The following is a 21,702-nucleotide window of genomic DNA, read 5'->3' on the forward strand; positions in this document are numbered from 1 at the left end:
TCCTGTTCCCTTTTGCGATGAACCCCTTTCTCGAACCGCCCGGGACGGGCGACCTTTGCCATGCGTATCGACGTACAGCATTCCCAGCACGACATCGACGACGAACTCGACACACTTCATGAGCGCCTCCACCAGCCGGGCCACCGCCTGCACGGCCTGCCGGCCGTCGCACTCGGCCGCTCGGGCCTGATCGTCCGCCACCGCGAAGCGGACGGCGAGTACTTCCTGTACGTCGAGGATCCGGCCGCGCGCCAGCTCGCCGGCTACACGGTATTCAACCGCCTGCCCGAAATCCCCCGACGCGCCGATCGCTACCTGCGCGCGCCGCATACGCGGCTGCGCGGCTCGGCGCAACGCAAGGGCCTCGCGACGACGCTGTACCGCTGGGGGCTCGACGCGGGCCTGTGCCTGATCAGCGGCGCGCGCCAGTCGGTCGGCGCCGCGCAGCTGTGGACAGCGCTCGCGCACGATTACCGGCACGGCTTCGTCGATGTCGAGGGCCGCGCGCTGCGCTTTCTCGGCGATACCGTTGCCGACGATGTGCATGGCGCACTGCATACACGGCGGCTGTTGCTCGGCCACGGATGGACGATGAAGGAATTTGCGCGGGCGGCCGGGATGAGCGGCGCGGAACCGGCCCGGTGCGATCCCGCGGCGATTTTCAACGCGGCACTGCGGGGTGCAAGCGTCGGCCGCGCACGTCACGCCACGCGAACGCCGATGCGATAATCCGTCCGGGCCGCGCGATGCGGCTACGCACTGCGCGCCAACCGACACACCCATCGATGACCACCGATCCCCGAACCGACGCCGAGCGCCACATCGACATCGTTGCGCTGTGCGGCAGCCTCCGCGCGCAGTCGTACAACGCCGCGCTGCTTGACGCGGCCGCGCTCGTCGCGCCGCGCGGCATGCATATCACGCGCTTCGATCGCCTCGGCGAATTCCCGTTGTTCAATCCCGATGCCGAGTTTCCGTCGCCTGCCGCCGTGCACGACCTGATCGATCGCCTGAACGCAGCCGACGGCGTGCTGATCGCGAGCCCGGAATACGCGCACGGCGTGACGGGCGTGATGAAGAATGCGCTGGACTGGGTCGTGGGATGCGAGGCCGTCGTGTACAAGCCGGTCGCGGTACTGAATGCGTCGCCGCGCGCGACACATGCGGACGCCGCGCTGCGGGAAACGCTATCGGTGATGTCGGCTCGCATCGTCGAACCTGCGTCGATCGCGCTGCCGATCCTCGGCAGCCAGCTCGACGCGACGGGCATCGCCGCGCATCCACCGTTCGCGGCGGCGCTGGCCGACGCGTTGCACGCGCTCGGTGCGGTGATTGCCGACAGCAGGTCAACGCGCTGACGTTGGGTATCCGGTAATCCATCGCAGTCCGAATTGATTGGACGTTGCACCCGCCGACAGACGCAACGTCCTACCCGGATCATCGTCCGCGATAGATCGGCCGATCGGCTGCGATCGGACCCGATTCGCTCGCGGCCGGCGCTGCCGTTCCGTATCCGCTGGTATCGGCCGTCGACGTGCCAGTCGAGCCGACCTTCTTCAGCGCTTCCGACAGCCGCGCCGGATAATACGGGTCTTCGCCGGTCTGGCGGTAGCCGGCCGCGCGCAGTGCGGCCAGCTCGGCCTTCACCTCCGCGCGCGTCACGGTGGACTGCGGCGCGGCCCACGCCGAAACGGAAGCGGTCGCGGCAACCGTCGCAAGAACATACAGAGCAAGCTTGTTCATTTGATCTCTCCTGAGCATCGACGATGTTGTCGACGGAGAGTGAGTCGATCCGCGCGCGCAAAGATGACACACGCCAACGAAAAAAAATCCGGCGCCGCGCCGCGATGCAGCTGTCGCGCGGCGTGCCCGGCAGAAACGGCGTGTTCAACGGAAAGGGAAAACCGATCGGCTGTCAGATTCCGCCGGCTCGCGCGACTACAGGCATGTGGCCCTGCGCCACCCACTGTTCTCGCTCAAAGGGTCCGACATGAAAACCGGAATCTGGGTACTGATCGCATCGCATCTCGCGACGGGTCTCGTGGCGTTTGCCGCGGGCATCTACGTGCTGCCGATCCTCACGGCATCGGAGGGCGCAAGCGCCGTCGAACTGCAACTGGCCGCGGAAAACGCACGCCATACCGGCCGCTTCGAACGCGGCCTGCCGGGAAGCGACGCGTTGCACTGGGCAGACGGCAAGGTGACGATCACCGATACGTCGATCGCGTTCGAAGGCGACGTCGCACCGGGGCCCGACTACAAGATCTATCTCGTGCCGGAATTCGTCGACACCCAGGCGTCGTTCGTCGCGATCAAGGCGCGTGCCGCGCGCGTGGGCGACCTCAAGACCTTCGGCAATTTCGTCGTGCCGCTGCCCGCCGACGTGAATCCCGCGCAATACACGTCGGTCGTGATCTGGTGCGAACGCTTTTCGAAATTCATCAGCGCGGCCCGGTATCAACACGCGGCGACGTCGGGCCAGCTATCGATGTAGCCGGCCGCCGCTCCCACGGTGCACGCTCGCGCGCTAGCGGCTCTTGCTCCGTGTGGCCTTCTTCGCCACCTTCGCACGCGGCGCTTCCTTCTCGGGCTGCGCGCCGCCGCCGGCGAGATCCTCGAGCCAGGCGAGCGCATCGACGTACGACAGGAACTGCTGCAGATATTCCGGCGACAACTCGCGCATCGTCGCGAGCGACCGGTGCACGAGACTGTTCGAATTGAGCGGCCCCGCGTTGCGCGGCACCTGGTCGAGCGACTGCCGGTACTGTTGCTCCGTGCGGACTTTCGACCACATCGTGCGGAAGTAGTCGACCAGTTCGGGATCAAGCCCGCGCCGGTCGGCCTGCGCATCGCGCGCGAGCCGCTCGACGAGCGCCGAGAGCGCGCCACGCGGCGACGCAACCCGTGCCGCGTGGCCCACAGCCGGCGCTTCCTCCGCCCGCGCAACGACTTCCGCGTAGCCTTCGATCAACGTCGCCAGCCGCACGTCGAGCAAGGCGCGCGCGTCGCCACCGAGCGCGGCCGCGCGCCGTTCGAGCGCGTCGATCCGATGAAAGCGCACGGGATCGAACCGGTCGGCGCCCTGCTCGCGCCATGCGTCGAGCGTCGCGCGGACGTGCGTCGCGTCGTCCGTCACTTCGCCTTCCCTCCGTTCGAGGCCGACTTGCGCGGCACCGGCGCAATCTCCACGCGGCGGTTCTTCGCGCGGCCTTCATCGTCCGCATTCGAGCTGACCGGCTGCTCGGAGCCGAACGCGGCCGCGAACACCGACGACGCCGGCACGCCGGCATCGATCAGCGCACGCGTGACCGTCAATGCGCGCTTGGCCGACAGTTCCCAGTTGTCCGCGAACAGGCGGTTGCCGGTATGCACCTGCTGGTCGTCGGCGAAGCCGCTGATCATCAGGATCTCGTCGCGCGTCGTCAGGTACGTGGCCAGCGGTACGGCCAGCGTCTTCAGCAGGTCGCGGCCAGCGGGCTGCAACTGGTCGGAGTTCAATGCGAACAGCACGTTGCCGCTGATGCCGATGCGCCCGTTCACGAGCGTCACGCGGCCGGCCGCGAGCGGCCCGGCGAGCGCCTGTTCGAGCGACTTGCGCTGCTGTGCTTCGAGCTGGCGCGCCCGCACGGCTTCCTCGAGCTTCGACGTGAGTTGAAGCTGCATGCCGATCACGCCGACGAGGATCAGCACGAACGCACCGAGCAGCACCGACATCAGGTCGGCGAACGCGGGCCATACCGGCGCCGATTCCGCGCCGCCGTCGATTTCGTCGTGCATGCGTTACGCTCCGACGGGCGCGCGCCGGCCGGCGAGCTGCTGCAGATCCTCGACGATCTGCTTCTGCGACATCATGCTCAGGTCGATCACTTCGCGCGCCTGCGCGACGTAGTACTCGAGCTGCTCGTCGCTGCGCGCGAGCGATTTCTCGAGCGCGGCCTCGATGCGCTGCAGATGGGTCAGCAGCTTGTCGTTCGACTCGCCGAACACCTGCACGGCCATCCCGAACGCATCGCCGAGGCTCGCCACCTCGACGGCGCCGGCCGTGACCTGCGCCGCGACCGAATCGAGCTTGCGCGTCTCGGCATCGACAGTATCGTTGAAGCGTGCGCCGACGCGATCGAGCAGGTCGGCCGACGTGCTGACGAGCGCGTCGATCGCGGTGCGCTGTTCGGTCGACGCGTGGTTGACCGCACCGAGCAGCGTTTCGAGCGTCGCGAGCAGGCGGCTGCGCTCCTCGAGCATCGCGGTGTCGTGAACCAGGCTGTCGGACAGGCGCTGGCGCAGCTCGGCGACGACGTCGGCCGCGGCCTTCGGCGCTTCCGATGCGGCTTGCACGAGGCGCGCGATCTCGTTGATCGTGTCGCTGGCATGCACCTGCGCCTGTGCGGTGATGTCGTTCGCGGTGCGGGTCAGCGTGTCGCAGATGTCCTGCTGGCGCGTCGCGGCTTGCGCGCTCGTTTGTGCCCATTCGTCGCGCAGCGCGGTCGCCATCGCGGCGAGCGAATCGTTCCATGCGGACAGGCGGGCTTCGTCGCGTGCGGCGAGCTGCGTTTGCAGGCCCGCGTGCGAATCGCGGATCGTCGCCAGCAAGTCGTTCGAGCGTTGTTCGAACGTCGAAGCCTGTGTGGTGAGATCGCGCGTCGTTTGCGCGAGCGCGTCGCAGATTTCCTGCTGACGGCCGGCACTATGCACGCCCGCGCGCTGCCATTCGTCGCCGAGCTTCGTGGCCATTGCCGACAGCGAGTCGTTCCACGCCGACAGACGTTCTTCGTCGCGTGCCGCCAGTTGCGATTGAAGGCCCGTGTGCGAGTCACGGATCGTCGACAGCAGATCGGTCGAGCGTTGTTCGAACGTCGAAGCCTGCGCGGTCAGATCACGCGTCGTTTGTGCAAGCGCGTCGCAGATTTCCTGCTGACGCCCGGCGCTATGCACGCCTGCGCGTTGCCATTCGTCGCCGAGCTGCGTGGCCATCGCAGCCAGCGAGTCGTTCCATGCCGACAGACGTTCTTCGTCGCGTGCCGCCAGTTGCGATTGAAGGCCCGTGTGCGAATCGCGGATCGTCGACAGCAGATCGGTCGAGCGTTGTTCGAACGTCGAAGCCTGCGCGGTGAGATCGCGCGTCGTTTGCGCGAGCGCGTCGCAGATTTCCTGCTGACGGCCCGCACTGTGCACGCCCGCACGCTGCCATTCGTCGCCGAGCTTCGTGGCCATCGCGGCCAGCGAATCGTTCCATGCCGACAGGCGTTCTTCGTCGCGTGCGGCGAGCTGCGTTTGCAGGCCCGTGTGCGATTCGCGAATCGTCGACAGCAAATCGGTCGAGCGCTGTTCGAACGTCGACGCCTGCGCGGTCAGATCGCGCGTCGTTTGCGCGAGCGCATCGCAGATCTCCTGCTGACGGCCCGCGCTATGCACACCCGCACGCTGCCATTCGTCGCCGAGCTTCGCGGCCATCGCAGTCAGCGAGCCGTTCCATGCCGCGAGGCGCTGTTCGTCGCGCGCAGCCAGTTCGGTCTGCAGCCCCGCGTGCGACTCGCGCATCGCGGCGAGCGTCGCGCCCGAATGACGCTCGAACGTCGCGGCGGCTTCGCCCAGTGCACGCGCGTGCTGGCTCGCGAGCGTCTCGCCGACCTGCTCCTGACGCGACAGCGCATCGCGCCACGCATCCGACAGACGGCCTTCGGTCGATTCGAGGCGCGTCGCGACGCCGTCGAGCAAATCCGTCGAACGCTGCGCGAAGGTATCGGTGAACTGGCCGAGCGTCGTCCGCAGTTGCTGCGCGACGGCGTCGCCCGCCTGCCGTTGGTCGTCGATCGCGCGGTGCCAGACGGCCGTCACGTTGCCGGTAGTCTTCTCGAAGCCGTCCGTCAGCCCGTCGAGCTGACGCTGCACGGCGCCCGTCACGGTGTCGCGCAGCGCGGCCATCTCCTGCGCCAGCCCCGTCATCGTCGCGGCGACGACCGGCTGCAGCGCGGCGCCGGCCACACGCGCGCTTTCGGCGGCGCTTTCCTTCAGCGCGTCGCCGACGTTCGACGCGAGGCCCGCGTACGCGCGCTCGGTCCGGTCGAAAAACGCCTGCTGGCTTTCGATCTGGCGATCGCGCAGCGCGACGCTGCGCGCTTCGAGCGTCGTCATCATCGTCTGCAACCGGTCGACCAGCGCCGGCATCACGTCGGCCTGGCGCTGCAGCAGCCGGAACGATTCGTCGCGCTGGTGCGCGGATGAATGCACGCGCAACGTCGTCGCGATCTTCGCGTCGAGCTGCTGGGCCGCGTCGACACGCTCGCGTCGCACGAGTGCGGACAGCAAGCCGAGCATCGCGGACGTCGCGACGCCGGCGATCGACGTGCCGAATGCGAACCCGAGGCCCTTCACCGGCGCGATCAGCGACGCGCGGATCGCATCGAGATCGGTCGCGCTTTCGAGCGCGGCGCCCGTGCCCTTCAGCGTGACGACCATGCCGAGCAGCGTGCCGAGCATGCCGAGCAGCACGAGCAGGCCGACGAGGTACGGTGTGAGCGCCGGGCCCGGCAGCGCGACGCGCGCGCCTTCGACCCGGGCGCGCACGGCGCCGCGCAGGCCTGCGGGCAGCGTGTCGAGCCAGGCGTCGAGCTTCGCGGGCGGTTCGGTCAGGCCGGCCACCGCCCGCGACAGCGTGGCGGTCGCCTGGCGGTAGCGCAGCAGTTCCCATGCGCCGGCGACGTAGCACGCGCCGATCAGCAGCGTCACGGCCGACGCTAGCGGGTTCGACGCGACATAGCCGACACCGATCCAGCCCACTGCGAGCAGACCGGCGACGAAGACAACGAGATCAAGGCGAATTCTGGACATAGCGTGTTGATTAGCAGGTGCGAAGGGCCGCGAGCAGCCCGTCTACCGTTTGAAACCGGACTTCGAGTTCGGCAAGCAGGATGCTTTGCATCTCGTCGCGAAACGTATCGAGCCATGTGCCGGGCACGATCGCCGCGACGGCCGTGGCGCCGGCCGCCGCGCCGTCATCGGCCGGATCGGCCGGGCCGGCCGCAGTGGTGGCGGATTCGGCATCGGCCAGCGCCTGCCGTTCCGCGTCGCGCAACCGCCCGAAACGCGTGCCGAGCAGCGCGGGCACGGCCGACAGCAGGCTGCGCTCACGCGCGCCAAGCACGCGCTCCATGATCGTGTCGAGCGTCGCGAGCCGCGCCATCCCGGACGAGCGCGCGGCGAGCGCAACCCGCAGGCGGCCGCGCAACTGGCCGATCGCCGTCTCCATATCCTGTTGCAGCGTCAGGTAACGCTGGCGGAAATCGGCGAAATCGGCCGTATCGGCGGCCGGCGGCGGCAGGTCGCCGGGCCGGCGCCGCGCACGCGGCCGGTTGGTGGCCGTGATCGCCTGCGCGAGGTCGTGGCGCACGCGCGCGCAGTCGCGTTCCGCATCGTAGCCGCGCACGCCGGCCGCGACGCCCGGCGGGCTCGCGGTCAGCGCGGACGACAGCGTGATCGCGTCGGTCCAGCCGAGCCACTGGCTCAGCCGGTCGGACAGCGTCTGCCGGGATTCCGCGACGTCGGCATCGGCCAGGCGCGCGAGCAGCCGGACGAGCGTCGGACCGCTCAGCGCCGGGCGCGGAGGTGCTTGCACCATGCTGCAAACCGTCAAAAAAGGCAGCAGTTTACACGTCGTCGGGAGGTCGGCCGTCAGAATCGGGGAAGCGGCACCGGCCGGTGGGCCGTGCGGCACACGCGAACGCCCGTCAGGCAAGGCTCGGCGGGCGGTGGCCGGGATCCGGGAGGCGCGTCGGCCGCGGCCCGGTGAACGGCCGCGTCATGGGAAAAGGAAGGCGTTTCCGGAAACCTGATGCGCATGCGCGCGGCGGCCCCGGCGGTTCGCTCCGGCGGCCAGCCTGGGGAATGGCCGGCCGTCGTGCGATGCCGATCGGGAATGACAGGTCAGATCCCCGCTTTCGGCGCGTTCAGGATCAGCCGCAGCCCGAGCAGCGTGATCGCGCCGGCCGCGATGCGGTCGACCCACTTCTTCGCGCGCAGGTAGAGCTCGCGCGGCCGGCGCGTCGAGAAGCACAGCGCGACGATCGTGTACCAGCCGAATTCAACGGTGAACACGAGCGGCGGCAGCACGAGGTAGCACCACAGCGGCGGATGCTGCGGAAGCAGCGCCGCGAAGATGCTGCCGTACCAGATCGCCGTCTTGGGGTTGCTGAGCTGGGTCGTGAGGCCCGTCAGGAACGACTTGCGCGCGCTGCCGCCGGCCATCGCCTGCGGATCGTCCATCGCGATCGGCCGGTCGGCGCCGCGCCAGATCTTCGACGCCATGTAGATCAGGTACGCGCCGCCCGCGACCTTGAGGCCCACGTACAGCCATTCGACGGCCTGCAGCAGCGTGTAGAGCCCCGCCAGCGCGACGCCGCCGAACACGATGCCGCCGATGCCCATGCCGAGCGCGGTGGCGAGCCCGTCGCGGCGCGACAGCCCGATCGAATTGCGGGCAACCAGCACGAAGCTCGGGCCCGGAATCATCGCGCCGAGAAACAGCGCAGCCAGGATGGCGAGTACGGCAGCCGATGCAGTCATCGAAGTCTCCTTGGTCAGCGACGCCGATTCGCCGGCGCCGGCGTGTCGTTTCCGACGGTCGAGCCGCTGATTCTGGCACGCTTCGCGCGTGGCCGAAAGCGGCTGCACGCTGCTATGCTGGCCCTCTTTCCAGCCATCCCGCACCGCCGCCATGATCGAGATCCGCACCGCCCGCTATCCCGACGACGCCGCAGCCGTCGAAGCGATCTTCCGCGAGTACATCGCGAGCCCGACCGTCAGCCTCGCATTCCAGGACTACGAGCCGGAAATCGCCGCGCTGCCCGGCAAGTACGCGGCGCCGCGCGGGCTGTTGCTGCTCGCGTGGCACGGCGAGCGCGTGGTCGGCTGCGCGGCGTTTCGCGAAATCGACGACACGGCGTGCGAGATGAAGCGGGTGTACGTCCGCCCCGAGGCGCGCGGGCTGAACCTCGGCCGCCAGCTCGTCGAACGGCTGCTGCGCGACGCGAAGGCGGCTGGCTACACGCGCATGTGCCTCGACGTGCTGCCCGAGTTCGTCGCGGCACGGCAACTGTATGCGTCGCTCGGTTTTACGCCCGCGCCACCCGTCGCGTTCAATCCGGTGCCGGGCACCGAATTTCTCGGGCGCGATCTGTAACGCCGCGCGACCGGCAGCCCTTTCCTCCTTTCGACCCGACCTCCCATCATGCGCGCGCTCCGCCTCGCTACCCTGATGCTCCCGCTGCTCGCGGCACTGCCTGCCGCCGCCCGCGCGGCCGACCTGCCGCAGTCGATCGCCGCGCAACTGCCGCCCGGCTACCAGCCGCTGCTCGCGCAAGCCGGGCCGGATCTCGACAACGGGCGGCACAGCTTTCTCGTCGTCGTGCATCGCGCGGTCGATACGCGCGAACAGCCGTCGCCGCGCCCGCTGCTGATCTACGAGGAACAGGCCGATCACACCTACCGGCTCGCCGCGCGCAACGACCAGGTCGTGCTGCGCGCGAACGAAGGCGGCCAGTGCGATCCGTTCGATCCCGAAGATGCCGCCGACAACGGCTTTTCGGTGAAGGGCCGCTATTTCACCGTGCAGAACTTCGTCGCGTGCGGCCAGCACTGGACCGACTACGTCACGTTCCGCTACGACCCGCGCACGCACGGCTGGCTGTTCTCGAACCAGATCGTCACCGAATCCTTCCCGCTCGACGACCAGCCCGACCACGTCACCGTCACGCGCGCCGACACGCACCGGCCGGTGTCGTTCGGTCAGTGGAAACGCAAGGACTGACACCGCCGCCACGCTGCCCGGATCGATCGTCCCCGCCCGTCACCCGCCGGCCGGTACTCGCGAGCGAGCGCCAACAGGACTACCATAGGCGCTCGCCGTCGCGCGACCGTGCGCCGGCATCGCACGCGGCTCGCCCGCACGCCTTCCCTCGCTGCACCTGCACCGGAGGACGTCATGACGCAACACTTCGACGCGATCGTCATCGGCACCGGCCAGGCCGGGCCGCCGCTCGCCGCGCGGCTGTCGGCCGCCGGCATGAAAGTCGCGATCATCGAACGCGGCCGCTTCGGCGGCACCTGCGTGAACACCGGCTGCATCCCGACCAAGACGCTGATCGCGAGCGCATACGCCGCGCACCTCGCGCGGCGCGCCGGCGAATACGGCGTGTCGGTCGGCGGCCCCGTCACCGTCGACATGAAAGCCGTGAAGGCGCGCAAGGACCAGATCTCCGGCCGCTCGAACCACGGCGTCGAGCAATGGGTGCGCGGCCTCGCGAACACCACGGTGTTTCAGGGTCACGCCCGATTCGAGCGCGCCGATGCCGTGCGCGTGGGCGACGAGCTGCTCGAAGCCGAACGCATCTTCATCAACGTCGGCGGCCGCGCGCAGGTGCCCGCGATGCCGGGCCTCGACTCGGTGCCGTACCTGACCAACTCGACGATGATGGACGTCGACTTCCTGCCCGAGCATCTCGTGGTCGTCGGCGGCAGTTATGTCGGGCTCGAATTCGGCCAGATGTATCGCCGCTTCGGATCGAAAGTCACGATCGTCGAGAAGGGCTCGCGCCTGATCCGCCGCGAGGACGAAGACGTGTCGCAGGCCGTGCGCGAGATTCTCGAGAACGAAGGAATCGACGTGCAGCTCGACGCGACCTGCCTGAGCGCGCGGCGCGACGGCGCAGGCATCGTGATCGGCCTCGATTGCTCGGGCGGCGGCCGCGAGGTCGCGGGCTCGCACCTGCTGCTCGCGGTCGGCCGCGTGCCGAACACCGACGACCTCGGGCTCGACCGCGCGGGCGTCGGCACCGACGCGCGCGGCTACATCGCCGTCGACGAGCAGTTGCGCACGAACGTGCCGGGCATCTGGGCGCTCGGCGACTGCAACGGACGCGGCGCGTTCACGCACACCGCGTACAACGACTACGAGATCGTCGCGGCCAACCTGCTCGACGACGATCCGCGCAAGGTGTCCGACCGCATCACGGCCTATGCGATGTATATCGATCCGCCGCTCGGCCGCGTCGGCATGACGCTCGCGGAAGCGAAGCAGACGGGCCGCCGGCTGCTGGTCGGCACGCGCCCCATGACGCGCGTCGGCCGTGCGGTCGAGAAAGGCGAAAGCCAGGGTTTCATGAAGGTGATCGTCGACGCGGACAGCCACGCGATTCTCGGCGCATCGATCCTCGGCGTGACCGGTGACGAAGTCGTGCACGGGATGCTCGACGTGATGGCCGCCGGCGCGCCGTACACGACGATCAGTCGCGCGATGCATATTCACCCGACCGTGTCGGAACTCGTGCCGACGCTGCTGCAGGATCTGCATCCGGCCGAATGACGCGCGGCGGGCGGCGCTGCATCGCCGCCGCACGGGTGTCGGGCGGTGTGCGAAGATGACCGCTCGCCACGACACCCGGGAACGCCATGGACCGCCTGCAAGCGATGCAGATCTACGTACAGATCGTCGAGCGCGGCAACTTCACGCAAGCCGCCGACGCGCTGCAACTGCATCGGCCGGCCGTGACGAAAGCCGTGCAGCAGCTCGAGCAGGAACTCGGCGTGCGGCTGCTGAACCGCAGCACGCGCCGCGTGAGCGTGACGGCCGAAGGCGAGGCGTTCCATGCGCGCTGCGTGCAGCTGCTCGGCAGCATCGATGACGCATTCGCGTCGTTCCCCAAGCAACGCGCGGTGCCGAAGGGCCGGTTGCGGATCGACATCGCACTCGCGCTCGCGAAGACCGTCGTGATTCCGGCGCTGCCCGAGTTCCAGCAGCGCTATCCGCAGATCGAACTCGTGCTCGGCGCGAGCGACCAGCCGGCCGACCTGATCGGCGAAGGCATCGACTGCGTCGTGCGGGTCGGCACGCTGAAGGATTCGAGCATGGTCGCGCGCACCGTCGGCGCGGTGCCGATGGTCACGTGCGCGTCGCCCGCCTATCTCTCGCGCCACGGCTTGCCGCGCACGCTCGACGATCTTCGTACGCATCGCGCGGTGAACTTTTTCACCGGCGGCAATCGCCGCATACTCGAATGGACGTTCCGCCCGCACGGCGAAACCGTCGCGGTGAAGCTCGCGAGCAGCCTGCTCACCGACAACTCGGAAGCGCTGCTGTCCTGCGGGCTCGCCGGCCTCGGCGTCGTGCATGCACTGCGCCCCGCGCTGCAGCCGAGCATCGACGCGGGCCTGCTGATCGAACTGCTGCCCGGCGTACCGGCCGTGCCGAAGCCGGTGTCGGTGCTGTACCCGAACCGCGCGCACCTGTCCGACAAGGTGCGCGCGTTCATCGACTGGCTGACCGAGCTGTTTGCGCGCCGGTATCCGGCGTAGAACAGGTTCGCGCCGATTGTTATTCCTCGAATAACAATCAATGATTCCGGTGCGCGTTTATCCGGCGCGATCCCCCACCTACGATGCTGCTTCATCGACACCCGTTCATCGAAGGAGCATCCCATGTCCCGCATCGTCCGTTTCCACCGCATCGGCGGCCCCGAAGTCCTGCAGATCGACACGGTCGACGTACCCGCGCCGGGCCCCGACGAGATCCAGCTGCGCGTGAAGGCGATCGGCCTCAATCGCGCGGAAGTCATGTTCCGCAGCGGCGAATACACGTTCATGCCACGCTTTCCGGCATCGCTCGGCTATGAAGCGTCGGGGGTGGTCGCAGCCGTCGGCAACCACGTGACGGCGTTCGCCGCAGGCGACGCGGTGAGCGTCGTACCCGCGTTCTCGTTCGCCGACTACGGGATGTACGGCGAAGTCGTCAACGTGCCCGCGCATGCCGTGGTCAAGCATCCGGACAGCCTGTCGTTCGAGGAAGCGGCCGCGACGTGGATGATGTTCGTCACGGCCTGGGGCGCGCTGATCGAACTCGGCGGGCTGCAGCGCGGCGATGCGGTGCTGATCGGCGCCGCATCGAGCAGCGTCGGGCAGGCGGCGATCCAGGTCGCGAACCACATCGGCGCGGTGCCGATCGCGCTGACGCGCGGCGAATCGAAGCGCCAGGCACTGCTCGACGCGGGCGCGAAGCACGTGATCGCCGGCAGCCCTGCCGACCTGCCGCAGCAGGTGGCGGAGATCACCGGCGGTGTCGGCGCGCGCCTCGTGTTCGATCCGGTCGGCGGCCCCGATGCGGCGAACCTGCTGCGCGCGCTGGCCACGAACGGCACGTTCTTCCAGTACGGCGCACTCGACACGCGCGACATCCCGGTGCCCGTGATGGACCTGCTCGCGCGCCACCTGACGCTGCGCGGCTACGAGCTGTTCGAGATCACCGGCGACGCGCAACGCCTCGAGCGCGCGAAGCGCTTCATCGTCGACGGGCTCGCGGCCGGCGCGCTGAAGCCGCTGATCGACCGCACGTTCGCGTTCGACGACATCGCCGACGCGCACCGCTACATGGAAGCCGGTGCGCAGGTCGGGAAGATCGTCGTCACGGTCTGACCCGTGCGCGGCGGGCGGCGCACGCCGCCCGCTCAGTTGTCGAAGTACCGCGGCCGGTCGATATCGGCCAGCAGCCGTGGCTGCGTCGGCGCCCAGTCGAGCCATGCCCGCGTGCGCTCGCTGGTTGCCGGCGCATCCATCCCGGCAAACATCGCGAACCAGCCGAAATGCTCGCCCGCTTCCGCGCTCGATTTCGCGACGACCGGCACGTTCAGCCGCCGGCCGATCACTTGCGCGATCTCGCGAAACGGCACACCGGTATCGTCGACCGCGTGATAGCGCGCGCCGGCCGTGCCGCGTTCGATCGCGAGCCGGTACACGCGCGCCGCGTCGAGCCGGTGCACGGCCGGCCAGCGATTGTCGCCGTCGCCGATAAAGGCCGACGCCCCCTTCTCCCGTGCAAATGCAATCAGCCGCGGCACGAAGCCGTGATCGCCGTCGCCGTGCACGGACGGCGGCAGGCGCACGACCGACGCATGCACACCGCGCGCCTCGAGCGCGACCGCGGTCGCTTCGGACGCACGCGGATAGGTCGACGACACGGGCACGTGCGGATCGTCCTCGGTCGCCGCGCGGCCGGGCGCGACGAGCGCGAGCCCCGACGTGACGACCAGCGGCCGTGACGAGCCCGCGAGCACCGCGCCGATCGTCTCGATCGCGCGGCGGTCGAGTTCGCAGTTCTGCGCGAAGCGCGAAAAGTCGTGATTGAATCCCGTGTGGATCACCGCGTCGGCGCGTTCGGTGCCGCGCGTCAGGCTGTCGAGATCCTCCAGCGACCCGCGATGCACGTCGGCCCCCGCGGCCGCGACCGACGCGGCGGCCGCATCGGACCGCGCAAGGCCGAGCACCGAATGCCCGGCGGCCACGAGTTCGGCAACGACGGCCGAACCGACGAATCCCGACGCCCCAGTAACAAAGACACGCATGTTCAGCACCTCCGGATGGAATGGAGGCTTACTATCTGCCGAGGGCCGCGCGCGGTGAAGTCGTGACGGTTTACCGGTAAACGAACTAACAGGATATGGCTGACGCCCCCGACAACCTGCTCGGCGCGTACCTGCGGGACCGCCGCGAGAAACTCGACCCGGCCGCACTCGGGCTGCCGGCCACGCGCCGCCGCACGCCGGGCCTGCGGCGCGAGGAAGTCGCGCAGCGCGCCCACGTGAGCGCCGCGTGGTACACGTGGCTCGAACAGGGGCGCGGCGGCGCACCGTCGGCCGACGTGCTCGACCGGCTCGCCCGCGCGCTGATGCTGAACGAAGCGGAACGCGAGCACCTGTTCCTGATCGGCGTCGGCCATCCGCCCGAAGTGCACTATCACGCACCGGCCAGCGTGACGCCACGCCTGCAGCACGTGCTCGATTCGCTCGACGCGAGCCCCGCGATCGTGCGCTCCGCGACGTGGGACGTCGTCGCATGGAACGACGCGGCGGCCGCCACGCTGACCGACTATGCGACGCTGCCGCCGTCCGCGCGCAACATCCTGCGGCTGATTTTCGTCGACGCGGGGGTGCGCGACGCGCAGCCGAACTGGGAGCGCGTCGCGCGATTCGCGGTCGGCGCGTTTCGCGCGGATGTCGCGCGCGGCGGCGCGACGCGGGCCGTGCAGGCGTTCGTCGACGAGATGCGCGCGACGAGCGCCGAATTCGACGCGATGTGGCGCGACCACGATATCCATTCGCATGACGAAGGGACGAAAGAGATCCGCCACCCGCAGGCCGGCCGGATCGCGCTCGAATATTCGGCGTTCTCGGTGACCGGCCGCCCCGACCTGAGCCTCGTGATCTTCACGCCGGCGACGCCGGCCGACCGCGCACGCATCCGGGCGCTCGTCGCGGCCCGCGAACAGGCCGGCGCGATGCCGGCACCGGCTGCATAGGCACGCGGCGGACCGTGCCCATCCGGCCCCATCGGCCCGCGCGCGCCATCGTATTCCGCACTGATTCCCAGTCGAATATTTAATTTTCTCCTGGCGTAGCGCGCGCTTACCCTTTCGGCATCGCATCACAGGGCCACCGGCCCCTCCCTGGAGCATTCCGATGACCGACCCCGGCACCGCGCAAGCCGCACCCCGCCCGCACGCGGCTTCCGTGTCCTATGGCGCGCTCGCGCTGCTGGTGCTGGCCGGCCTCAACCTGCGCCCGTTCCTGACCGCGTTCGGCCCCGTGCTCGACGTCGTGCGCGCCGACACGGGCCTCGGCTTTCGCGCGGCCGCGCTGCTGACCACGCTGCCGTTCGTGCTGATGGGCGTCGTCGCCGGTGTCGGCGTCGGGCTCGCGCGGCGCATCGGCGAGCGGCGCGCGCTGACCGCCGCGCTCGCGCTGATCGCGGCCGGCTGCACGGCGCGCCTGTGGACCGGCGGCAGCACGGGCCTGATCGCGACCGCGATCGCGGCAGGCGCCGGCGTCGCCGTCGTGCAGGCGCTCGTGCCGGGCCTCGCGAAACGCTGGTTCGTCGACCGGCTGCCGCTCGCGATGGGCCTCTATTCGGCCGCGCTCGTCGGCGGCGGTGCGTTCGGCGCGGTCGCCGCACCGTGGCTCGCCGCGCACGGCGGCTGGCATCTGGCGCTCGCCGTGTGGGCCGTGCCTGCGCTCGTCACGCTCGCGCTGTGGCGCGCGAAAGCGCCGCGCGACGCCGTGCACGCAGCGGCCGCCTCGGCGCCGGTCAGCGCATTCGCCCGCGTGCCGCGCGCATGGCAGCTCGCGCTGTTCTTCGGCCTCAGCAACAGCGGCTACGCGAGCCTCGTCGCGTGGCTGCCCGCGTTCTACCGCAGCGTCGGCATGAGCCCGCAGGCGAGCGGCAACCTGCTCGCGTGGATGGCGCTGTTCCAGGCGACCGGCGCACTGGCGATGCCGATGCTCGCGAAACGTTCGTCCGACCGCCGCCCCGTGCTGTGGCTCACGCTCGCGCTGCAGGCAGCCGGCTTCGCCGGGTTCGCGACGCTGCCCGAGCTTGCGCCGTGGTTCTGGGTCGCGAGCGTCGGCCTCGGTCTCGGCGGCTTCTTCTCGATGAGCCTGATCGTCACGCTCGACCACCTGCCCGATGCGCGGCTCGCCGGCGCGCTCGCCGCGTTCGTGCAGGGCATCGGCTTCCTGACCGTCGCGGCCAGCCCCTGGCTGATCGGCTGGCTGCGCGACGCGGGCGGCGGCTTTGCGATCGCGTGGTGGATGCATCTCGGCGTGATCGCATCGATGGCCCTGCTGAACGCCGCGTTCTCGCCCGCCGGCTACCGGCACAGCATGGCGCGCATCACCGGCGCCGCCCGCTAACCCCCTTCGAATCCGGACGTTTCGCCGCCGCTTTCGGCGGCCGTCCAGCCGCCCGCGCATGGCCGGGCGCGGGTCGTCACGCCCATCGGCCGCCTGTTCGCTTCACGACAAACAACATCAATCGGTAATGGAGACAATCATGAAAAAGCTCGTTCTGGCCGTCGCGCTCGCGCTGACGGCAGGTGCCGCCGCCGCGAAAGACCCGGCGGTGCTGCGCCTCGGCGTCGATCCCAGTTATGCGCCGTTCGAATCGCTCGCACCCGACGGCAAGCTCGTCGGCTTCGACATCGATCTCGGCAACGCGATCTGCGAGCGAATGAAGGTGCGCTGCGTGTGGGTCGAAAACGCATTCGACGGCATGATCCCGGCCCTGAAGGCACGCAAGTTCGACGGCGTGCTGTCGTCGATGAGCGTGACCGAGAAGCGGCTCGCGCAGATCGCGTTCACCGACAAGATCAACAACGTGCCGCCGCGCCTCGTCGCGCGGCGCGGGTCGAACCTGCAGCCGACGGCCGAGTCGCTGCAAGGCAAGAGCGTCGGCGTCGAGCAGGGGTCGACGCAGGAAACCTATGCACGCACGTACTGGGAACCGAAGGGTGTGATCGTCCGCACGTACCAGACGCAGGATCTCGTGTACCAGGACTTGCTGTCGGGCCGGCTCGATGCGTCGCTGCAGTCGTCGGTGCAGGCCGACCTCGGTTTCCTGAAGACCGCGAAGGGTGCGAACTTCGAATTCGCGGGGCCGGCGCTGCATGATCCGAAGACGCTCGGCGTGGGTTCGGCAATCGGCGTGCGCAAGGACGACGACGCACTGCGTACGCAGATCAACCAGGCGCTCGCGAGCCTGATTCAGGACGGGACGTATCAGCGGATCGCGAAGAAGTACTTCTCGTTCGATATCTACAACTGACGGACGCGGGCGGAATCAATGAAGGGGCGTTGCGCACCGGCACGCAACGCCCCTTCGCGAATCGTCCTTCCTGAATGCCGTTCGAGAACGCGATCAGAGGAACGGCGCAATGTTCCCGATCGCACGCGTCACGTAAGCCTCCTTCTCCCCCACCGGCGCGACGTAGTGAATCGCGCTGCGTGCGGCCTCGACGCCCTCCAGGCGCGCGATGACCCAGGCCGCCAGATAGTGCGACGCCAGGCATCCGCCCGACGTTGCCACATTCCCCCGCGCCACGAACGGCTGATCGAGCACGGCCACGCCCGCCTCCTCGACCCAAGGCTTGGTGGTCAGGTCGGTGCAGGCCGGCACGTCGTTCAGCAGGCCCAGCTTCGCGAGTATCAGCGTGCCCGAGCATTGCGCACCCAGCAGCTGGCGCGCCGGATCGAGCTTCAACTGCGCCATCAGCGCGGCATCGCGCACGACGTCCCGCGTCAGTGCGCCGCTGCCGACCAGCACGGCATCGGCGTCGCATGCCTCCTGCAACGACACGTGTGCGTCCAGCACCAGACCGTTCATCGACCGCGGCCGCGGCACCGGGCTTGCAATCGATACGCGCCAGCCGGGCGTCTTGACCCGGTTAAGCAGGCCGAACGCGATCAGCGAATCGAGTTCGTTGAAGCCCTCGAAAGTCAGGATGGCGATGTGCATGACGTCCTTGCATCGTGGCGTGGTGGTATCGCGCCTATCGTAGATCAATCACGACGCATTCGCGACGCGCATCGGTGGCTGCGTCAACGCGCGCCGCCGCCGGCCTCTTCCAGCATCCATGTCGCGAAAGCCCGTACCGGCCCCCCGCTCGATTCGACCGGTTCCGGCAGCACGAGGCAGAAGGTCTTGGTCACGGCCTTCCCGTCCGGCCAGGGCGCGACCAGGCGGCCCTGCTCAAGCTCCGCCCCGATGTAAAGACGCGGCACCAATGCCACGCCCAGGCCGGCCAGTGCCGCCTCGATCAGCATCGAATGGAGATCGTAGCGGGGGCCGACCGCCGAATTGGTCAGCGCAATACCGGCCGCTTCCGCGTACGTCTGCCAGGCATCGGGATTCTGCCGCCGATGAAGGCGCGGCAGCGCGTCCAGCGACGCGTTCTTCCCCGCGCCCTTCAGGAGCGCCGGACTGCAGACCGGCACCAGCACTTCCTCCAGCAGAGGATGCAGATGCATGCCGGCCCATGCCGGATGTTCGAAATGAATGGCTGCGTCGAAACCGCTACCCGCGAGCAGGAACGGGTCCATCCGTTCGGCGATATGCACGGTGATGTTCGAGTGGCGATCCTGAAAGCGCTTCAACCGAGGAATCAGCCAGCGCGTGGCGAAGGTCGGGATCGCGGCGATATCGAGGCTCGCGCCCTCGGCGGGCTGCCCCATCAGATACAGGCTGTCGCGCTCCAGCCGGTCCAGGATCTCCCGCACCTGCACCGCGTAGCGCGTGCCGTTCGGCGCCAGCCGGACCCGGTTTCCGACGCGCTCGAACAACGTCACGCCCAGAAACGCCTCCAGCCGGCCGATCTGGCGGCTGACCGCGCCTTCGGTGCGTGCCAGCTCGTCTGCCGCGCGGGCGAAGCTCCCGTGTCGGGCCGCCGCCTCGAAGGCCAGGAGCGCGGAATTGCTTGGAATCTTGCGTCGCATGGAGGTCTCGCCGATCGGGGGAATTCGACGTCAGCTTGAGCAAACATCACTGAAGGCTGACTTTTTGTCGATATTTATGCAGGAAACATCAGATTAGCATTACGTCACAGCACTGAACATCGTGCGTTCGCCGCAGGATGCCCCTCCGTTACGAAGGACGATCTGATGATCTACACCGTGGAATGCAGCTTCGCCGACCGCGACAGCGAAGCTGAATGGAACAACTTCTACAGCCTCGACAAGCTGCCGGCCCTCATCTCCGTGACGGGTTTTCATACGTCGCAGCGCTTCAAGGCGATCGGCGACGATTGCCCCGTCTACCTGGCCATCCACACGATCGACGGCCTCGACGTGCTGGCCGGGGACGAATATCGCCAGAAAGGCGGTGGCAATTTCGCGAGATGGCAACAGCACATTACCGACTGGCACCGCAATCTCTACAGCGATATCGGTGTCGCGCCTGAAGTGGCCGCCGACGAACTGCTCGTGCTGTGCGAGAGCGGCCCCGAGCCGCTGATCCGCATGGGCGTGACCCCGCTCGCCATGCAGGCCGTCGCGCTGGAGAAGTTTCCGGCGAGCCGCTGGCTCGGCGTCCTGCCCCGGCGCGACGCCCGGCTGGCCGGGCACGCCGAGGCCGGCCTTTACCTTTACGCACCGATCACCGCGCAACTGACCAAGGCAGGCCAGCCATGCCGAACGTGACTTTTCATATTCAGGCGGGACGCATGCCGCCCGACGACGACCTTGCCGCACTGTCCGGCGACTGCGTCGACCTGTGCACCGAAGTCCTCCACGCAGAACTCAAGAACGTTCATGTGATCTTCATGGAAGTTCGGCTGGGACACGGGCATCCCGTTTTCGCGGAAATCCAGTATCGCGTCGACGCGTTTCGACAGCCCGCGATCATGAACCGGTTCATGGAAGCGCTCGATCACGCGATCGTTCGCCGCACGGGCCTGACCGCGCGCATCCGCTGTTTTGGCCATGCCGCGCCGAGCATTCACGCGCGAAACTAGCTTGCCTGGAGAAGCCTTGTGTCCACCGTTACTTTTCCCTTTCAGCGAGTCGGCGATTTCACGGTCACGGCGATCAGCGACGGCTACCTGACCGCCAGCCTCGATGTCCTGTCGAATATCGACACGCCCGAAGCCACCCGAATGCAGCACGCTGCCGGCCAGCAGGAACCGTCCGCCATCCATATCAACTGCTACGTGGTGCGCGGCGCGGGCCGCACGATCCTCATCGACGCCGGGGCCGGCGGCATCCGGCAATGGGGCGGCCGCCTGATCGCCAATCTGTTGGAGGCCGGCATCGCCCCGTCCGCGATCGACACGATCCTGCTCACGCACGCGCATCCCGACCATGTCGGGGGGCTGGTGAATGCCGCCGGACACGTGACGTTTCCACATGCGGAGCTGGTCGTCCATCGGCGGGAGGTCGGCTTCTGGCAGGACGACGCCAATCTGAGCCGCGCCAGCGAGCGCGCCCGCGGCAACTTCCAGATCGCGCGCCAGGTATTCGACGGCTATCGCGACAGGCTTCGCCTGTTTGACGAAGGCGACGTGTTGCCGGGCATCCGCGCGATGCCGCTACCGGGGCATACCGATGGGCACACCGGATACGTCGTCGAATCCGGCGATCAGGGCCTGCTCGTGTGGGGAGATATCGTGCATTTCCCGCATATCCAGATCAAACGGCCCGACGTGTCGATTGCATTCGACCAGGACTCGACCCAGGCCGCAACCACGCGATCACGGCTGCTGGACCGGGTCAGTTCGGAGGGGCTATTGATCGCGGGCATGCATTTAGGAGAACCCGGTTTCGCCCGCATCGCGCGAACGAAAGGAGAATATGGTCTGCGTTACGAGACCGACGCGTGATGTCACGACCGGAGAAAGTCACATCCGGCGCGCGGATCCGCGGTCATGACATCCGCGTCGATCCGCGCGTGGCGCGGTGTCGCGCCATCCGGCATGCGGCCGGATCCTACGCCGCGCGTTGCAATAGATCCGTTGCGAACGACTGTGCGTGCGCGACGGCTTCCTGCGCGTCGCCGAATACACCGAGCTGATCCCAGTGCTCTTCGGCCGCGAATGTTCCTTTCACCGCGAGCGCGCGCTGAACGCACAACTGCGCCGCATACGTGCCGTCGTCCAGCGGCCTGGCGGTCGCGACGACCTTGTGCGGCGGACTCGCCCGCTCCGGCTGAACCAGCTCGACGTGGCCAACCACCGTGCCGATATCCATCAACTCGTTCCTGGTGTTGCAGTCCGGACAGTAGAAGCACCACCCGGCGTCCTCCTGGCGAGTCTTGACCTGCCCGCGCGCCAGCACGGCACGACATTCAACGTTTTCGCAGATGAACGGCATCACGGCGTCTCCGAAGTTGTTTGATGGA

The 21,702-nt window shown here is 68.5% G+C and carries 24 protein-coding genes; 14 read left to right on the forward strand and 10 right to left on the reverse strand.

The window, feature by feature from the left end:
* Positions 1 to 60: 60 nt before the first annotated feature.
* Both KEC55_RS23855 and KEC55_RS23860 read left to right on the forward strand, forming a co-directional pair.
* Entirely contained in the window at positions 61 to 729 is a 669-nt protein-coding gene (locus KEC55_RS23855) for a histone acetyltransferase (protein ID WP_282507605.1), read from the forward strand.
* Positions 730 to 785: 56 nt separating this feature from the next.
* Positions 786 to 1,358, forward strand: coding sequence for an NADPH-dependent FMN reductase (locus KEC55_RS23860; RefSeq protein WP_282507606.1), 573 nt, complete (start codon positions 786 to 788; stop codon positions 1,356 to 1,358).
* A 79-nt stretch (positions 1,359 to 1,437) separates the two neighbouring features.
* Here KEC55_RS23860 and KEC55_RS23865 read toward each other — a convergent pair whose 3' ends face one another.
* Positions 1,438 to 1,743, reverse strand: a complete 306-nt coding sequence (locus KEC55_RS23865) for a DUF4148 domain-containing protein (protein ID WP_282507607.1) — start codon at positions 1,741 to 1,743, stop codon at positions 1,438 to 1,440.
* Between the two features lie 247 nt (positions 1,744 to 1,990).
* On the opposite strand from KEC55_RS23865, the gene KEC55_RS23870 reads away from it, so the two are divergent.
* A complete protein-coding gene (locus KEC55_RS23870) occupies positions 1,991 to 2,494 on the forward strand; it encodes a DM13 domain-containing protein (protein ID WP_282507608.1) in 504 nt (167 codons plus the stop codon).
* 33 nt (positions 2,495 to 2,527) lie between these two features.
* On the opposite strand, the gene KEC55_RS23875 is transcribed toward KEC55_RS23870, so the two are convergent.
* The 5 genes from KEC55_RS23875 to KEC55_RS23895 all read right to left on the reverse strand — a co-directional run bounded on the left by KEC55_RS23875 (position 2,528) and on the right by KEC55_RS23895 (position 8,559).
* Positions 2,528 to 3,136 carry a DUF2894 domain-containing protein gene (locus KEC55_RS23875; RefSeq protein WP_282507609.1) on the reverse strand — a complete coding sequence of 203 codons (609 nt, stop codon included), beginning with the start codon at positions 3,134 to 3,136 and terminating at the stop codon, positions 2,528 to 2,530.
* Positions 3,133 to 3,777, reverse strand: coding sequence for an OmpA family protein (locus tag KEC55_RS23880; protein WP_282507611.1), 645 nt, complete (start codon positions 3,775 to 3,777; stop codon positions 3,133 to 3,135). Before KEC55_RS23880 ends, KEC55_RS23875 begins: the two co-directional genes overlap by 4 nt.
* A 3-nt stretch (positions 3,778 to 3,780) precedes the next feature.
* The gene (locus KEC55_RS23885; protein ID WP_282507612.1) at positions 3,781 to 6,828 is read right to left on the reverse strand and encodes a DUF802 domain-containing protein; all 3,048 of its coding nucleotides are present in this window, start codon (positions 6,826 to 6,828) and stop codon (positions 3,781 to 3,783) included.
* Positions 6,829 to 6,838: 10 nt separating this feature from the next.
* Positions 6,839 to 7,615: a DUF3348 domain-containing protein gene (locus KEC55_RS23890; protein WP_282507613.1), complete on the reverse strand. Its 777-nt coding sequence runs from the start codon at positions 7,613 to 7,615 to the stop codon at positions 6,839 to 6,841.
* A 305-nt stretch (positions 7,616 to 7,920) separates the two neighbouring features.
* On the reverse strand, positions 7,921 to 8,559 hold the full coding sequence (locus KEC55_RS23895) for a LysE family translocator (protein ID WP_282507614.1): 639 nt from the start codon (positions 8,557 to 8,559) through the stop codon (positions 7,921 to 7,923).
* A 151-nt stretch (positions 8,560 to 8,710) separates the two neighbouring features.
* Between KEC55_RS23895 and KEC55_RS23900 the strand changes: the two genes are divergently transcribed.
* The 5 genes from KEC55_RS23900 (at position 8,711) to KEC55_RS23920 (ending at position 13,458) form a co-directional block, all read left to right on the forward strand.
* Positions 8,711 to 9,175, forward strand: a complete 465-nt coding sequence (locus KEC55_RS23900) for a GNAT family N-acetyltransferase (protein WP_282507615.1) — start codon at positions 8,711 to 8,713, stop codon at positions 9,173 to 9,175.
* 48 nt (positions 9,176 to 9,223) lie between these two features.
* A complete protein-coding gene (locus tag KEC55_RS23905) occupies positions 9,224 to 9,802 on the forward strand; it encodes a hypothetical protein (RefSeq protein WP_282507616.1) in 579 nt (192 codons plus the stop codon).
* A gap of 174 nt (positions 9,803 to 9,976) precedes the next feature.
* Entirely contained in the window at positions 9,977 to 11,356 is a 1,380-nt protein-coding gene (locus tag KEC55_RS23910) for an FAD-containing oxidoreductase (protein WP_282507617.1), read from the forward strand.
* Positions 11,357 to 11,442: 86 nt separating this feature from the next.
* Positions 11,443 to 12,345 carry a LysR family transcriptional regulator gene (locus KEC55_RS23915; protein WP_282507618.1) on the forward strand — a complete coding sequence of 301 codons (903 nt, stop codon included), beginning with the start codon at positions 11,443 to 11,445 and terminating at the stop codon, positions 12,343 to 12,345.
* A 123-nt stretch (positions 12,346 to 12,468) separates the two neighbouring features.
* Entirely contained in the window at positions 12,469 to 13,458 is a 990-nt protein-coding gene (locus KEC55_RS23920) for a zinc-dependent alcohol dehydrogenase family protein (protein WP_282507619.1), read from the forward strand.
* A 32-nt stretch (positions 13,459 to 13,490) separates the two neighbouring features.
* Here the strand turns inward: KEC55_RS23920 and KEC55_RS23925 are convergent, their stop codons facing one another.
* The gene (locus tag KEC55_RS23925; RefSeq protein ID WP_282507620.1) at positions 13,491 to 14,384 is read right to left on the reverse strand and encodes an SDR family oxidoreductase; all 894 of its coding nucleotides are present in this window, start codon (positions 14,382 to 14,384) and stop codon (positions 13,491 to 13,493) included.
* A 95-nt stretch (positions 14,385 to 14,479) separates the two neighbouring features.
* Here KEC55_RS23925 and KEC55_RS23930 point away from each other — a divergent pair, with 95 nt between their 5' ends.
* The 3 genes from KEC55_RS23930 to KEC55_RS23940 all read left to right on the forward strand — a co-directional run bounded on the left by KEC55_RS23930 (position 14,480) and on the right by KEC55_RS23940 (position 17,637).
* On the forward strand, positions 14,480 to 15,337 hold the full coding sequence (locus KEC55_RS23930) for a helix-turn-helix transcriptional regulator (protein ID WP_282507621.1): 858 nt from the start codon (positions 14,480 to 14,482) through the stop codon (positions 15,335 to 15,337).
* 160 nt (positions 15,338 to 15,497) lie between these two features.
* Positions 15,498 to 16,727: a cyanate transporter gene (locus KEC55_RS23935; protein ID WP_282507622.1), complete on the forward strand. Its 1,230-nt coding sequence runs from the start codon at positions 15,498 to 15,500 to the stop codon at positions 16,725 to 16,727.
* 139 nt (positions 16,728 to 16,866) lie between these two features.
* Positions 16,867 to 17,637 (forward strand): ABC transporter substrate-binding protein, encoded by a 771-nt coding sequence (locus tag KEC55_RS23940; protein ID WP_282507623.1) that lies wholly within the window; start codon positions 16,867 to 16,869, stop codon positions 17,635 to 17,637.
* Positions 17,638 to 17,730: 93 nt separating this feature from the next.
* Here KEC55_RS23940 and KEC55_RS23945 read toward each other — a convergent pair whose 3' ends face one another.
* Both KEC55_RS23945 and KEC55_RS23950 read right to left on the reverse strand, forming a co-directional pair.
* A complete protein-coding gene (locus KEC55_RS23945; RefSeq protein ID WP_282507624.1) occupies positions 17,731 to 18,327 on the reverse strand; it encodes a DJ-1/PfpI family protein in 597 nt (198 codons plus the stop codon).
* Positions 18,328 to 18,410: 83 nt separating this feature from the next.
* Complete coding sequence (locus tag KEC55_RS23950; protein ID WP_282507625.1) at positions 18,411 to 19,304, reverse strand: LysR substrate-binding domain-containing protein; 894 nt, start codon at positions 19,302 to 19,304, stop codon at positions 18,411 to 18,413.
* 165 nt (positions 19,305 to 19,469) lie between these two features.
* Here KEC55_RS23950 and KEC55_RS23955 point away from each other — a divergent pair, with 165 nt between their 5' ends.
* The 3 genes from KEC55_RS23955 to KEC55_RS23965 are packed head-to-tail and all read left to right on the forward strand — an operon-like array spanning position 19,470 to position 21,184.
* Entirely contained in the window at positions 19,470 to 20,006 is a 537-nt protein-coding gene (locus tag KEC55_RS23955) for a sugar ABC transporter (protein WP_282507626.1), read from the forward strand.
* A complete protein-coding gene (locus KEC55_RS23960) occupies positions 19,994 to 20,320 on the forward strand; it encodes a hypothetical protein (RefSeq protein WP_282507627.1) in 327 nt (108 codons plus the stop codon). Before KEC55_RS23955 ends, KEC55_RS23960 begins: the two co-directional genes overlap by 13 nt.
* Positions 20,321 to 20,338: 18 nt before the next feature.
* On the forward strand, positions 20,339 to 21,184 hold the full coding sequence (locus tag KEC55_RS23965) for an MBL fold metallo-hydrolase (RefSeq protein ID WP_282507628.1): 846 nt from the start codon (positions 20,339 to 20,341) through the stop codon (positions 21,182 to 21,184).
* Between the two features lie 106 nt (positions 21,185 to 21,290).
* On the opposite strand, the gene KEC55_RS23970 is transcribed toward KEC55_RS23965, so the two are convergent.
* The gene (locus tag KEC55_RS23970) at positions 21,291 to 21,674 is read right to left on the reverse strand and encodes a hypothetical protein (RefSeq protein ID WP_282507629.1); all 384 of its coding nucleotides are present in this window, start codon (positions 21,672 to 21,674) and stop codon (positions 21,291 to 21,293) included.
* Between the last annotated feature and the right edge of the window lie 28 nt (positions 21,675 to 21,702).

The sequence above is a fragment of the Burkholderia cepacia genome (genome assembly GCF_029962485.1).
Classification (GTDB): Bacteria; Pseudomonadota; Gammaproteobacteria; order Burkholderiales; family Burkholderiaceae; genus Burkholderia.